The sequence below is a fragment of the Novosphingobium fluoreni genome (assembly GCF_014196615.1).
Taxonomy (GTDB): domain Bacteria; phylum Pseudomonadota; class Alphaproteobacteria; order Sphingomonadales; family Sphingomonadaceae; genus Novosphingobium; species Novosphingobium fluoreni.
Map to the genome: position 1 here is coordinate 33,976 of NZ_JACIDY010000002.1, position 13,947 is coordinate 47,922.

Consider the following 13,947-nt stretch of genomic DNA (forward strand, 5'->3'; position numbering starts at 1 on the left):
GCGGACGCTCAAGGGTGCGGCGCAGCACGCGGTTAGCGCTGGTGGCTGATACCCTTCCGCTGACGCATGACCCGAAGGCGCGTGCCTAAGGTAATCTCGCTCAAATATGCCCACCTGCCCGCGCTTCCTTGCTTTGGTCAGTTCTTTTTCGCCTTGAAGACCTCCAACAAGGTGGATGGCGGAATCGACCCGCGCGGCAAACGCCTGCGCAACCGGCGCGCGACCTCGCCAATGGCGTCGCTGCGCGCAAGGGTACGTTCTACCAGCCAGGCTGCCGTCTGTCGGTCTGCGACCTTCTGCTTGCGATCGCCAGTTGGCGCATGTTGGGCAGCGTCCTCGCCGCGAAGCGCGGCTGTCCAGCCAGCCTCGGCTCCTGCCGGGTCCATTGCTGCCAAGATCCGTTCGAAAGAAATTGGCGCGAACTGCCAGACGATCCGAAGGAACGGGAGCGGTTCACCGAAAAACGGTTGGGTCTTGCGCGACAATTGCTTGGCCGCGATCGCTACATGCGGCGCGATCATCGCATCGAGCAGGTCGGCATGAGCCTCTGCCAATTGCGCGAGCAGTGCAGCGCTCATCCGCCAGCTGAAATGGTCGTGGCTGGACAGCGCAACCTGACGCCGCGCCTTGAGTTGCGCGACGGCGGCATCTGGCGCCAGCATTGCGAGCCGCACCGAAAGCGCCTTGGTTTTGTCGAGGTTGCGCAGGATCATCGCCTGGATCGGCGCCTTGGCGGCGGCCGCGGAGAAGCAGATATGGAGGAGCACCTCCGTGTCATGGTTCATGCGGGCCCAGCTTTCGCGGAGGGTCCGATCCAATTGGTCCCAGTCGATCAACGCGACGGTCTCATTGAACTGCCTGCGCGAAACCTCACCGATGAACATCAGCAGCCATCCAGCCGGCTGGACTTGGCGTGGTGAGACGAAGGCGACTTGCTTCGCCAGATCCGCGGGCGCCCAGACCGCGGCCAACCTCTTCCCGATCGCGCCCATGCGGGCAGTCGGTCCCTTGGCACCCCGATAGAGGCCCAGCGAGTCGGTCAGCCGCAGGCCGTGCCAGACGACATCATGGACCTCATGGAATTCGCGGAAAGGCTGGGCGCGCAAACGCTCTGCGATCGCGGGGACGAAGGCCTCGACGAGGTCGAGGCCGAACTCCCGGTCGTCCCAGATCATGAGGCGTAGGAGCTCGTCGGCACCCGACAGATATTGGTCGCTAGGCCAACCGCTGATCGTGGCAAGGCATGCGGGCCGATCGACCGCGGCACTAAAGCGTCTGGTCCAGTCCTCGGAGCGATAGCCCATGCAGGAATAGATCATTCCGCCAGCTTCGCCCGCCAGCGCGGAATCACGTCGGCTGATGGCGGCGGCGGCTTTGAGAGGATCGGCACGGTCGATCAGCGCGGTTGTCAGCGCGGGGTCTTTCATCCCAAACTGTCCGAATAGATGGCCGACCGCATAGCCGGTTCCGGGCAAGCATTCGTCGAACCAGCGAGCGGCGGTGTCCTCATGACCAGTCGTCACCTTCGTGACCCAGTCGTTGAGATAGCTTTGCAGTTCGGAAAGCAGCCAAGCGGCTCCCCGCCGATCCACAACTTCCTCGGCGCGCCAGCAACGTTCGACGAGCGCCATCAGCAGCGGTCGGTCGATCAGATAGGTCCAGCGGGTGGGCCATTCGCCCATCATCCGCCATTCGGTCAGCAGCAGCGAGAGGCCGGCGAGCGGGAACGTCGAGCCCGTGATGACATGGTTGACCATCGCGCCGATGCGCTTGCGTCCAGCCTCATCCTGTCCTTCCAGGATGCGCGCGATCAGCACGACCGACAGGCGCTGGTGCGGGCATCGCAGGTCGTCCGCACCGAGCAGTAGCCGCTGGCGGACCAGCCAGTCGATCGCAGCCGGGCGGTCTTCGGGCGCTATTTCCGCCGCATCGAGCAATGAGCCCAGCTCGGCGAGCGTAGCGCGCGCATCGCGCGATGCCAGCTGGCGGATAGCAGCGGCCGCTAGGACTAGATCCGTGCTTGAGGCCTTCGCATCCTCGGCGGACTGGCGTGCCCGGCGCCAGCCGCCGCCCAGGATGAAGCAGAATTGCCAGGGGCGCTCAGCTTTCTCCGCCTCGTCGAGCCGGTCCTCGATCCACTCGCTTCCGACCGACAGTCCGATCCGGTCATCGATTCGCTGCACGACACGCCGGGTTGCGTCCATATCCGAACGCAGACCCGCAGCAATGACGGCCACAGCCTGTTCGGGATTGATCCGGATCGTGCCTGAGGGAGCGGCTTTGTCGTCGGCCAGGGTGTGGGCGCTTAGCAGCCAGCATGTCGGGGAGCATCGCTGCTCCGCACGCTGGAGCAGTGCGGGATCAGTCAGATGGGCGTCGTCGATGATATGCAGCGTCGGCGGATCGCCGGCCGCAAAATCGAGAGTGGGGGCCGCGGGATCGCGCAGCCGCACGACACGCCATCCGCGGTCGTGCGCGCGTTTTGCGACCTGCAGGGCGCAGACCGACTTTCCCGCGCCCGCCGTCGCTCCGAGCCGGGCGCTGTAGCCGACCTCGAGCTCGCGCCACAGCCGCTCGACCTGCGGCAATTCGGGGCAAGCGCTGACATCGGCCGGCCCAAGCGGCCTGCCAAGTAAGGCGGGCCCGAGGTCGCGGGCAGTCTCGAAGCGCTCCTCGACCCAGTCCGGAGCTTTTAATGCCAGGACTTGGCCATGCGGCGTGATGCTCTCGATCACCGCTCGAAGCTGGTCGGGGAGTGCGGTGAGCTTTCTGATCAACGTTGGCAACTGAGCGCCCAGCTCGGGATAAAATTGCTCGATGACTTCAGGATGCTGCGCCAGCAAAGCCTGAAACGTTCCCCAACCAAAGGCAGCCACCGGGAACTTACCGCCCGCGACCCGCGCTTCCGAGACCGCGCGGGCATGTGCTTGGAGAACGGCGTCGTCGGGATGCGTAGTCGTGAAGGTCCAGTGGCCGAGGGACGGCGTGAACTTCTCGGCCTTCAATAGCTCAGTATCGAATTCGGCAGTCGTCGCGGGCTTGCCGTAATGCTGGTCCTTGCCCTTGCACTGGACACCATAGGTCTTGCCCGGCACGGAAGCGGGGCAGCCATGGACATCGACGCCGTACTGCTTCTGGCCGGTGCGGCCATGTCGGCACGCACATGGATCCTTCCAGATCGCAGAGAACAAGGCGCGACTAAGCTCCTCGAACTTATCCCAGGATTTCGGAGGATGGATCTGCTGGTCGAGGAATTCCATGCCTCCCCGGATAGCCGATCGGCCCGACAGAGTCAGTGGCCCAAACCACGGTAAGCCGAGGGCGTTGCGGAGTCAGCGCACCCGCCGTTCACCCAAACCCCGCCTTGCCAAGGCTGTGGGCGCCATGGCAGCTATCCTCGGTTAGACTGCTGAAACTGCGAGCCCACTGCCTGCCCAGTTTCCGCCGCCAGCCCGCACCTGAACAAGTGGCAGCTTTTGGAGCGCTCGTTCAGTGCGCAGAATGTCCGGAATAGAGGCGACATCAGTCCGGAAGATTGCCGGTATATTGGGCGCGGGGCCTGATCAGCTTGTCTTGGCCAAATTGCTCAATGGCATGAGCAACCCAGCCGATGCTGCGTCCTAGAGCGAAGAGCCGGAAAGACGCGTCGTCGGGCAGATGGCCGAGCCGAGTCAGAACGGCGAGCGCGAAATCGATGTTGGGGCGAAGTCCGGAGACCTCCTCAACTTCTGCGCGGAGGTCATCGGCCAAGCCAAATTTCGGCAAGATCTCGAAAAGCGCTGCAGCCCGCGGATCACCCATCGGATAGAGCGGGTGGCCGAAGCCCGGCAGGTGCCGCTGTGCGGCGAGCGTCTGGCGAACCGCGATGCAAGGTCCGCGTCGTTGGGCTTCGTCCAGCAAAGCCAGGGCGGCAGCGCCCGCGCCGCCGTGTCGCGGTCCGGTCAGGGCTGAAAGCCCAGCGAGCAGGCAAGCCGCGACTGGCGCGCCCGTCGACGCGGCGACACGGACGGAAAAGGTCGACGCGTTAAGCTCGTGGTCCGCCAGGAGGACAAGCGCGCACCGCAGCGCCTCGGCAAAGTCGCCGTCCAGCGACCAGCCTCTGGCGAGCCGCCGATCCAGCGCACCTTCGATTGGCGCCGCACCGAATGCTTCGGCCAGCCTCGAGATCGCAGCTTCCCCATCGGCAAAGAGCCTGCCCGGGCTCCGCCCGAGCCCCGGGTAGCTTTCCTGAATAAGGGCTGCGAGCGCCGCAAAAGGCTGCTCATTCGCTCCGTCAGGGGAGAACGTGAGCGAGACCATGCGCCCAGCCTGCCAGAGGCTTTCCGCAGCATCCTCCCAGGTGGCCGATCGGGCGAGTAAGGTCGCGTCGCTTCCCCGATAGATCAACCTTCCCTGATGGACCGTAGAAATGGCCGTTTCGAGCGATGGTTCTCCCCAGGACATGGCGCTGCTCGCCACGGCAGCCCGACCGCGACCGCGCGACCGACGTGCCCGCAAGTCTTCGATGTCGCCCGCGCTGTAGAGGCTTCGGCGGGAGTCCTCTGGATCGGAGCGAACGCTGACCCGGCCACGACTGACATAGGCGTAGAGCGTTTGCTGCCGCACACCGAGGCGAGCGAGCGCCGCCGCGCGATCGATCCAATTTTCCATATTGATTTAATTGATCAAGATTGATGATCTTGCAACCGGAGATCATGTCTGTTCGCACCGCAACCGATGGAGGATCGAATGGCGAATGGTTTGGATGGTGTGATCGCGGCAGACACCGTGCTGTCGCATGTGGACGGGGTTGCGGGCCGGCTGATCATCAGAGGTAAAGCCCTCGCCGAGATATCCGGGCGCTGGTCGTTCGAAGACGTCGTCATCCTCCTCTTCGATGGATTCTTCACCGGCCTGCCGGCGGGCGAGGATTTAGTCAGTGCGATCGGTGGAGCCCGGTGCGAGGTATTCGAACGGATCAACTCCTCCCTAGAGAGGCTCGCGCAGCTTCCGATCTACGACGGCGTGCGCGCAGGGCTGGCCATGATCCCCGACGGCGAAGGCCTAAATGATGCTCTGTGCCTGCTCGCGGCACCGGCGGTGCTCACTGCGGCGCTGCTGCGGCACCGGGCTGGCAGCGCTCCGATTGCGCCCGATGCCGCAGCCGCGCATGCCGCGGACATGCTACGGATGACGGGGCACACCGATACCGACGGCCTCATTGCCCGCGCGCTCGATTCCTATCTGGTGACCGTCAGCGACCACGGCCTGAACGCCTCCACTTTCGCGGCCAGGGTCGTCGCATCGACCCATGCCGGCCTAACTTCGTCAGTCCTCGCTGGGATGAGCGCGCTCAAGGGGCCGCTGCACGGCGGAGCACCTGGCCCCGTCGTCGAGATGCTCGACGAGATCGCGCGCGAGGGCTCGGCACGGCCGTGGCTTGAGCGCGAAGTGCGCGCAGGCGGCCGCCTCATGGGATTTGGCCATCGCATCTACAAGACGCGCGATCCCCGCGCTGATGCGCTCAAGGCGGCTGTTGAACGTTTGCGCGCGCTGCCAGCGATTGTGGAACGTCTAGCCTTCGCCGAGCAGGTCGAAAACGAGGCCTTGGCCGTGCTACGCCGCGAAAAGCCAGGCCGGCGGCTAGATACGAATGTTGAGTTCTTCACCGCGCTTCTGCTTGAGGCCGCGGGCTTCCCGCCCGAAGCCTTCACCTGCCTGTTCGCAGCAGGACGGGTCGTCGGTTGGATCGCTCATGCGCGCGAGCAACGTGAGGGCGGCAGGCTGATCCGGCCCCAGTCCCGCTACATAGGCCCGATCGAGAACATCGCTGCATAAGCGCTCCCTACGGGCAGCAAGCGATAAGGATCGCCGCACGCTAGCTGAACGAACGTCAGCTATTAGGGCGCCGATCTGAGCGGCTAAACTTCCGCTATGTCAGCGAAGCCAGATGCGGGGCTGGCTTTCGCCAGCCCCGGCAAGATCAGTCTCGCCAATAATCATGGCGTTCTACGCCATCGAAAGCAGCCCGTCTCAAGACAGCATCGCTTGAAATCTGAGGCCCGAGCCACACGGGCAAGGATCGTTGCGTCCGAGCTTCTCGACCAGCTCCTTGTCACCATGGACAAAGCGCAAGCCGCGCTTCACGCTCGTTTCGGACGGATAGCCCTTGCGGCGCTTAGACGTGCGCTCGAAAGCAGGGCAGGTCGAATGGGTCGCGATTGTTTACTATCGTGGCCTCCTGTCATTGTGGGGGATGTTCGATAACACGACCGCCATCAGCGATCGAGGATCATGTAACCCCCAACCATGCGAGGCCTTCCGGCAGTTCTTGAGTGCTGAAATCGATCTGCAGCACACGCCGCCGCTTAGGCGTGACGGCAGCCTCAGATGCATGGAGGATTGGCGTGGAATAGGCCCAGATATCGCCAGCCAAGGCGGTGCATGCGATCGTGCCACAGAGACGGGCTGCTCTCTCTACAGCGTCGGCGGGCACGCGCCCCATTTTGTGCGAACCCGGTGCGATCAGCAGCGGCGCATTCGTGGAGGGCACATCGTCGAGATGCACGCGCAGCGTGACCATTCTCGCCAAGAGGTCGTATGGCGGTGCCACATGATGCAGCCCGGCCTTGATCGACCATGGGCCATACCCTTCCACATCTGCCTGGTGCCGGACGCAAATCGTCCGATCTTGATGCCACGCGAGGGACCAGTTCGTGCTCTCTGTCTTGTCGAACAGGACGGCGCGGACTGCCTTGCCCATGCCCCCTAAAGCCTGCCGTGCCACGAATCCAATCGGTCCACCTGGTCCAACGTAGGCTTCCAGAGCCGAAAGCCCACTGATCCTCACACCTGCTTGCTCTGCCGGGAGTGAAGCTAGGATGGCCTCCAAGTTTTTCAGATGGGGCAGAACCGCGCCCCTGAACAACGCGACACCATGTTCCTCGAGGGTGAGATGATCGAAACCGGTATCCGTCAGCATGGTCTTGGCTAGGCTGCCCGAGCCTGCTTTTGCAATGGCGGAAGCTCTGACTTTGGGGATGAATGAGCGACTGCTTTCGACGAGACCATGGGATGCCTTGAACGACCGGAAAGTCGGCGGTTTCATAAGCTTGCGAGGCCTGACAGCTACCTAGCGTTGATCAGCATCGTGGCGCGCTTCAACTAATTCGTCCACCGCTTCCGAAGGGACCGCCGCAAGTTTGGTTTCCAGTGCAGATGAAGCGTCGTTATAGCCGGCCAATGCATTCTTTACATCGGTATAGACTACGCGGTATTGTTCAATATCGACTTCCTCAGGCGGCCACTGTTTTTCATTGTTCATAGCTTCATTTAGCGCGCTGAGCCCAGTTCGCGCTGCACCGAACCGCGACACCAACTCGATTGGAAGGTCGCTTACTTTGAAGTCTTCAAGTGTTGCTAGTGCTCCGTCGGATCTAAATTGCCGCATCTTTCGTCCGCTTCGCGCGTACGAAGGTGGATCAAAACGAATCTCGAGCCTGTCCCAGATGCGCGCTGCAGCCTCGGCAAGCGCATCAGCGGCAGCGTTCGCGTAGGCAAGTCGATCCAGGCGCTTCTGGTGTCGCGGAATGAAAATGGCCGCCATCACAGAGATGAAAATGCCGAACGCTGTGATGGCAGGTGCAATCCAAAGTCGTAACTCCGGCCAGTCGACAGCACACAACATTTGAACGCTTTCTTTAATGAAACGCCTGTTACGAAGCGAGAAGCCGCAATGGAACGGCACCTGCTCGTGGCTGAATGTAAGGCAGCTTTCATGGCTGTCGACAGATTACCGCAACGTCCTGAATGTTGGCGACAGCTGCGCTAATCTAGCAATTGCAGGTCAGTATGGTTGATCGACTAACTGGCGCCTACGATTGCTCCCGGCGTAAGTGCTAGGGCGAGCAGGACGAGCGCGGTGCAGACGTAGGCCCAGGCGCCCATTCCCGTCCACGCGACCTTGAGGTTGCGCTCGACCGCCTGCCCTTCCTTGGCGAGGCGCAGGGTGTAGATTGTCGCGCCGGTTACGGCGAGGGCGGTCAAGAGGGCGCCGAAGACGAACCAGATGATCTTGGTCGCTATACCGCCCAAAGTGCCGAAGTGGAGGGGGTCCGCCATCTCGGAGATTCGCTGGTGTACACTGAGGTCGCGGCCGTCGAGTGACATGGTCACGCGGCCGGTGGACGGATCGATCGCAACGCCATTGGCGCGGTCACGCACCAGCCAGGCTTGGTCCTGACCCAGGAAGATCAAGCCATTGTCCTGAGTGAAGCGAATTTCGCGGATTTGGAGGGTCGGGCGTTCGCGGCGCACCAGTTCCACCATCCGATCTAGCGCAGGTTTGGTGGGAAGTGGCACCAAGGTCGTAACCTGCGGCAGCTTGGGCACCGGGGCGTTGCCGCCGAGCGTCTCGACCAGATACCATATGCCCGTTACCGCGATCAGCGCCACGAACCACAGGCTCCACACGCCGCCGAGCCGGTGGAGATCGCCCGTCAGTCGGCGCGCATCGCCCCCGCGCGGCCGTCGCAGGAAGCCGCGCCACCACTTCTTGTAGGTCACGATGCCGGTCACCAGCGAGATCACCAGCAGCAGGGCCAGCGAGCAGACGATGGGAATGCCGATCTTGGTCGGCAGCATGAGGTGGCGGTGCACTTGGCGCAGGAAGCGATGCGCATTGGCCCACCCGTGGGTTCCGGTGACCTGCGCCGTCCAGGGATCGATGTAGACACGCGAAGGGGCGCCCTTGCCGTGATCCATCCAGGCTTCGGCGGCGAACCAGGGATCGAGCGGCGCGTAGAGCGTCTGCAGCCGAGCGCTGGGATCGGTCCGGGCGGCCGCCTCCGCCAGCTTGCCCCATGAGGCTTGCGGGGCATCCTGCGGCGTGACCCGCATCGCCGGGGTCACCAGCCAATCGATCTCGTGCGCGAAGACCGCCAGCGTACCGGTCAGCAGGATGAAGCTGAGGAAGATCGAGAGCTTCAGCCCGAGCCAGCTATGCACGATCCACCAGAACGAGCGGCCCTTCTTCCGCTTCACCGAAAGATCCGCCTGCCCGGTTGCATCACCTGCCCGCGCCATCGTCAGAAGCCGAAGCGCAGCTCGGCTAGGAAGGTCCGCGGCTCGCCGGGGAAGTGGCCGCTCTGCGCGGAAAAGCCGGAGGCGGCATAGACCTTGTCGAAGATGTTATCGACGCGCAGCAGCAGTTCGGCAAAGCCCAGCCCTTTGGTCAGCGATGCATCGAAGATCGTGTAGGGCTTCACCTGCTGGCCCGAGAGGCTGATCCGGCGTGAGACATGCTCGCCACCAAAGCCGATCGCGGTGCCGGTCGCCGGGAATTGGTAGCGTGTCCAGAAGCCCACCTTGTGCTTGGGCGCGTTGGCGAAGCGGTTGCCTACCGCGTTCGTCACTGCCTGCCCGGCCACGGTGTCGGTGATCTTGGTGTCATTGTAGGCGTAGTTCGCCAGCAGCAGCCAGTCGGGCGTGATGTCGGTGGCGAGGTCCAGCTCGAGGCCCTTGCTGGTCACCTCGCCGATCGGACGCAGCTGGTCCTGGCCATTCACTGGGGGCAGCGTGACATCGGCCTGGAGGATGTTGCGGCGCACGATCCGGTAGACTGCAAGGTTCGCCTGCAGGCGGCCCGCGAACAGGTTCGACTTGATGCCGGTCTCAATCTGCTTGCCGGTGACGGGCGCGAAGGGCCCGCCCACGTCCGTGCTCTGGCTGGCGGCGGCCTGCGGCTCGAAGCTGCCGGACCAGCTGACGTAGAGCGAGGCATCGGGGCGGGGTTTGAACACCGCGCCGGCGCGATAGGTCACGTCGCTATCGCTGTAGGAAGATTGCGCGCCAACCCGGCCGCCGGTGCTGGTGGTCACGCCATCGTCGAACTTGTCGTAGCGCACGCCGCCCACGAGCAGCAGCGCCTTGGTGAGGGTGATCTGATCTTGCAGATAGGCGCCATTGCGCTTGGTGCGGGTGTCGGTGGTGGTGAACGGCAAGTCAGCGGCGCGCGCCACGTCGCGAGCCGACGTGACGTAGACCGGATTGCTTAGGCTCAGCGGGGTGACCCCTGCGCGCAGGATGCGCGAGTCCAGCACGTTGGTCTCGTCATACCAGTCGCCGCCGGCCTGGAACTTGTGCTCCATGCCGAAGAGGCCGACTTTCGCGCTCAGGTTTGCCATGAACGACAGGCCGTCGACATCGCGAATCTGGTCGCGGAACTCGCGGGCGACGAGGTCGGGGTTGCCGGCCACGAGCCCGCGCGGTTCGTGATACTGCTGCGTCTCCTTTGACTTGAAGTAGCGCGCGCCCGCATCGAAGGTCACCGCCTCACCGATGGTCGTGGCATAGCGGGCCTGGATGGCCTTAGATTCCAGGCGGAGGAAATCGGTCGGCTCGTTGGCGTTCCAGCGGATGTCGGTCAGGAAGTTGCCGGCATCGTCGGTCAGCACGCCGCGCAGGCGATTGCCGGGCAAGTCGTTGTCGTAGATCGTGGCCTGCAGCGTCAGCTTGCCGCCGGGATTGGTCTTGATCGACAGGCCGCCGTCGCCGATCAGCGACTTGCTCTTGGTGTTGGTACGATAGGGCGCCATGGACTCGTAGAAGCCGCCGACCCGGTAGGTGACGACCCCGTCGGCATCGACCGGCCCGGTTGCCTCGGCGGACATGCCGGCGCGGTTATAGTTGCCCAGCGTGCCCACCAGGCGCAGCGAGGATCTGTCCTCCGGCACCTTCGAGACGTAGTTGATGATGCCCCCAGGCGATCCTGGACCGAAGAACAGCCCGGCCGGTCCTTTGAGCACTTCCACCCGGCTAATGTTGAACAGCTGCGGCACCGAGAAGCCGATGAAGGGATTGCCGCGCTGGCCGTCATAAAACGACTGATCCTGGCGGAAGCCGCGAAAGGTGACCCCGGCATAGCTGAAGAAGCTGACCCCGGAAATGTTGCGATACAGGTCGGTCGCGTCGCGCGCGCCCTGGTCGCGGAACAGCTCGGCATTGATGACTTGGAGCGCCTGCGGGATGTTGAGCGGGTCCTCGGCCACTTTGCCCACGGTCGTGGTATCAACGCGGTATAGCCTTTGCGCTCGACCGTTGACGATGATCTCGTCGGTTGGTTCGTTTGCGTCTCGCGCGAACGCAGGATTTGTACCTGAAGCTAGCGTAAGCCCCGTAGCGAATGCCGCTTGCAAACCCAATCTCATGACGACCCCTGCTACTGCGATGCAGTCGCAACTAGACAAGTGTTAAATCAGGCGCAAGAGGTCGTTCATAGCCGTCGAGCGAAGCCTGCTCTTACCCGACTCAGCCGTGATCGCGGCGTTGGGCCCTGCAGGAAAGCGAACCGTCGTTCACCCGGCGGCGGGGAGATAACGAAAGACCGTTCTTCGAATAAGCGCATACCAATGTCCGGATCGAGGCCGACAGCTGCTGCGATGAAGGGGCCTTAGGTGGGCGTAAAGTCGACTCCATCATCGATCGGATCGAGCTTGCCCGCGTTTCTTTCGTGGCCCTCACGGCCGATGGAGAAACATCATGGGACACTCAGATCTTGATCCTGCTGTTCACGAGCGGCGCCCCTGGAATGCGGGCCGGCACGTCGGTCCCAAGCGGGCCCTAAAAGCTCGCGACATTTGGGCCATCCGCTTCTTCCTCGATGAACATAAACGTCTGCGGGATCGCGCGTTGTTCGATCTTGCGATCGACAGCAAGTTGCGCGGCTGTGACCTTGTGAAAATCAAAATCGGCGACGTCGTGAGCGGCGGTCATGTTCGAAACCGCTCCACTGTGATCCAACAGAAGACCGGCAGGCCGGTGCAGTTCGAAATCATGACCGAAGCTCGAAAGAGTCTTGAAGCGTGGTTTGCGCGTCGCGGCGGAACGATCCTTGATTTCGTTTTCCCCAGCCGGATCGATTATCTCGGTCATCTCAGCACGCGACAATACGCGCGCCTGGTTGACGAATGGGTCTCGATCGTCGGCCTCGACAAGCGGGAATACGGAACGCACTCGATGCGCAGAACCAAGGCCTCAATGATTTACAAGGCTACCGGCAATCTGCGGGCAGTGCAGATATTACTAGGGCACACCAACATCGAGAACACAGTGCGGTACCTTGGTGTAGATGTGGACGATGCTCTCACGTTGTCGGAACGTACGGAGATATGACTTTAGCCAGCCCTGCGATCCAACGCAGGGCTGGCAAACCGGCTCATGAATGATCGGCAGCTTTCAAGAACCAAGCTCGCGCCTTGTAACGTCGGCCATGTCGGCGGCAGCAGTCACTTCGTCCATTGGCTTTGCGACCCATCCACCACTTGAAACGCGCAGCTCGATTTCCGCTATTGGCGCTTGGAGCATCTGCGCCGCGAGGGATATTTGGTGACTTTGATGCTTACTACCAAGCAGACGGAGCAGGGCGCTTCAACTTGGCGCCGACGCGCCTCGTTTTACCGCAATCTAGCTTCGTAGGGGTATTGGTGGGGGTACTTAAAGCGCCTAGCGAAGACTTATGGCGTGTTTTCAACATATTATCGAACAGGCAAGGTTCTGTGAGGTCCTACCCCCGCAACCAATATAAATCAGCTTAATCGACACATAACGACACCAGGAATGAACTCGTGTCCGGATGGCGTACGCACCATCGCATCGATATGACGATGACCCATCAACGTATGCGCGAGGCTCGCTGAGCTTACGCTCTTGGTGATCTCTCCTTAAAGCAGGCAATCTGCTCACGACCAAACTCTGCCATGCACCCAAAGCCTGCCCTTCGCTCAGATCATCCAGGGCATCACTTTTGGGCGAAGCGCGCCTCCTTTCGTACCTAAACCAACGAGACGCGCGCCATCGCCGTGAAGCGACCTTAGCGGGCGGCGGTGCGGCCGTAGACGGCGGGTTGGGCCGCGTAGCCGTGGTACAGTGCGCTGGCGATGCTGGCGATGCGGGTTTCGCGGGCGAGGCGGGTGCCTTGTCCGGTCACGTAGATCGCGATGGCATAGGCCCGGCCATCGGGTGTCTGGATGATGCCTACATCGCTGGATGTATTGTTCAGCGAACCTGTCTTGTGCAGAACGGTCGTGCCGCTGGGGAGCAGGGCCGGAATGCGACGCTTGCCGGTGAGGCAACGGCCCATTGCGCCCAGGAGGACGTCGCGACTTGCGGGGCTGAGCATCTGGCCGCTGTAAATCTGTGAGAGGAGCCGAACCATCGCCAGCGGCGTCGCGCTGTCCCGCGTATCGATCGTGGTGGCCGGATTGACCGCGCCGTCGTCGCGCACCAGCGTGGCGATGTCCCGATCGATATGCCAGTCATTCACGCCGGCGCGGCGGACCCAGTCGTTCACGGCGCGCGGACCGCCCACGACCTTCAGCAAGGCGTCCGTGGCGTAGTTGTTGGAGCGGGTGATCATCGCCTCAATCAGGCTGCGTGCGCTCATGTATGTGCCGGGGCGCACGGGGGCCACCGCGGTGGAGAAGGGCCTGGAAGGCACCGGCATCATCATCGGGAATTCGCTGCTGAGGCTGAAGCGCCCCTGGTCCACGCCTTCGAGGAAGGTGGCGGCGATGGCGATCTTGCTGGTGCTGGCCATTGGAAAGCGCTGATCCCCCAGCACGTCAACGGTGCGACCGGAGGTGAGATCGAGCGCGGCCACGCCGATCCGTCCGCGCGAGGCTTCGGCCAGACTGGCGAGCTGCTGTTCCAGTCCCGAAGAATATGTGCGCGGCGCACGTTGGCTGGTGCCCAGCATATTATCGAACGCGCTTTGAACCTCGTCGATGCCGGCGCCATCGAGGCTGCCAGCGTAGGACGGCGCCACTGGCGCCACCACTGCGGCTAAGGCTGCCGCGATCTGAAAGAATCGCTTCATAATTGTCCTGCCTGCCCCCGACAGGGCCACCCTAGATCATCCTACCTTGGCAAAGACTTAACTGCCGATCGCACAAACGCCACAACCCAGCGATG

At 62.7% G+C, this 13,947-nt stretch carries 10 protein-coding genes; 2 read left to right on the forward strand and 8 right to left on the reverse strand.

What is annotated here, in order from left to right; all coding sequences use genetic code 11:
• Positions 1–137: 137 nt before the first annotated feature.
• Both GGR39_RS03875 and GGR39_RS03880 read right to left on the reverse strand, forming a co-directional pair.
• A complete protein-coding gene (locus tag GGR39_RS03875) occupies positions 138–3,260 on the reverse strand; it encodes a hypothetical protein (protein WP_183615981.1) in 3,123 nt (1,040 codons plus the stop codon).
• A gap of 262 nt (positions 3,261–3,522) precedes the next feature.
• Entirely contained in the window at positions 3,523–4,458 is a 936-nt protein-coding gene (locus tag GGR39_RS03880) for a citrate synthase (RefSeq protein WP_221225959.1), read from the reverse strand.
• Positions 4,459–4,728: 270 nt separating this feature from the next.
• On the opposite strand from GGR39_RS03880, the gene GGR39_RS03885 reads away from it, so the two are divergent.
• A complete protein-coding gene (locus tag GGR39_RS03885; RefSeq protein WP_183615983.1) occupies positions 4,729–5,817 on the forward strand; it encodes a citrate synthase in 1,089 nt (362 codons plus the stop codon).
• A gap of 195 nt (positions 5,818–6,012) precedes the next feature.
• Here GGR39_RS03885 and GGR39_RS17515 read toward each other — a convergent pair whose 3' ends face one another.
• The 5 genes from GGR39_RS17515 to GGR39_RS03910 form a co-directional block, all read right to left on the reverse strand.
• Positions 6,013–6,126 carry an SEC-C metal-binding domain-containing protein gene (locus GGR39_RS17515; protein WP_221225960.1) on the reverse strand — a complete coding sequence of 38 codons (114 nt, stop codon included), beginning with the start codon at positions 6,124–6,126 and terminating at the stop codon, positions 6,013–6,015.
• 145 nt (positions 6,127–6,271) lie between these two features.
• Positions 6,272–7,087 (reverse strand): phytanoyl-CoA dioxygenase family protein, encoded by an 816-nt coding sequence (locus GGR39_RS03895; protein WP_246388306.1) that lies wholly within the window; start codon positions 7,085–7,087, stop codon positions 6,272–6,274.
• Positions 7,088–7,111: 24 nt separating this feature from the next.
• A complete protein-coding gene (locus GGR39_RS03900; protein ID WP_221225961.1) occupies positions 7,112–7,666 on the reverse strand; it encodes a hypothetical protein in 555 nt (184 codons plus the stop codon).
• A 176-nt stretch (positions 7,667–7,842) separates the two neighbouring features.
• A complete protein-coding gene (locus GGR39_RS03905) occupies positions 7,843–9,063 on the reverse strand; it encodes a PepSY-associated TM helix domain-containing protein (protein ID WP_221225962.1) in 1,221 nt (406 codons plus the stop codon).
• Between the two features lie 2 nt (positions 9,064–9,065).
• Positions 9,066–11,186 carry a TonB-dependent siderophore receptor gene (locus tag GGR39_RS03910; RefSeq protein ID WP_183615986.1) on the reverse strand — a complete coding sequence of 707 codons (2,121 nt, stop codon included), beginning with the start codon at positions 11,184–11,186 and terminating at the stop codon, positions 9,066–9,068.
• 331 nt (positions 11,187–11,517) lie between these two features.
• Between GGR39_RS03910 and GGR39_RS03915 the strand changes: the two genes are divergently transcribed.
• Entirely contained in the window at positions 11,518–12,150 is a 633-nt protein-coding gene (locus GGR39_RS03915) for a tyrosine-type recombinase/integrase (protein WP_183615987.1), read from the forward strand.
• 697 nt (positions 12,151–12,847) lie between these two features.
• Here the strand turns inward: GGR39_RS03915 and GGR39_RS03920 are convergent.
• Positions 12,848–13,852 carry a serine hydrolase gene (locus tag GGR39_RS03920; protein ID WP_183615988.1) on the reverse strand — a complete coding sequence of 335 codons (1,005 nt, stop codon included), beginning with the start codon at positions 13,850–13,852 and terminating at the stop codon, positions 12,848–12,850.
• Between the last annotated feature and the right edge of the window lie 95 nt (positions 13,853–13,947).

Coding starts and splice junctions, on each gene's coding strand:
- GGR39_RS03875 (WP_183615981.1), bottom strand. CDS start 3,260: ATGGAATTCCTCGACCAGCAGATCCATCCTCCGAAATCCTGGGATAAG.
- GGR39_RS03885 (WP_183615983.1), top strand. CDS start 4,729: ATGGCGAATGGTTTGGATGGTGTGATCGCGGCAGACACCGTGCTGTCG.
- GGR39_RS03895 (WP_246388306.1), bottom strand. CDS start 7,087: ATGAAACCGCCGACTTTCCGGTCGTTCAAGGCATCCCATGGTCTCGTC.
- GGR39_RS03900 (WP_221225961.1), bottom strand. CDS start 7,666: ATGTTGTGTGCTGTCGACTGGCCGGAGTTACGACTTTGGATTGCACCT.
- GGR39_RS03905 (WP_221225962.1), bottom strand. CDS start 9,063: ATGGCGCGGGCAGGTGATGCAACCGGGCAGGCGGATCTTTCGGTGAAG.
- GGR39_RS03910 (WP_183615986.1), bottom strand. CDS start 11,186: ATGAGATTGGGTTTGCAAGCGGCATTCGCTACGGGGCTTACGCTAGCT.
- GGR39_RS03915 (WP_183615987.1), top strand. CDS start 11,518: ATGGGACACTCAGATCTTGATCCTGCTGTTCACGAGCGGCGCCCCTGG.
- GGR39_RS03920 (WP_183615988.1), bottom strand. CDS start 13,852: ATGAAGCGATTCTTTCAGATCGCGGCAGCCTTAGCCGCAGTGGTGGCG.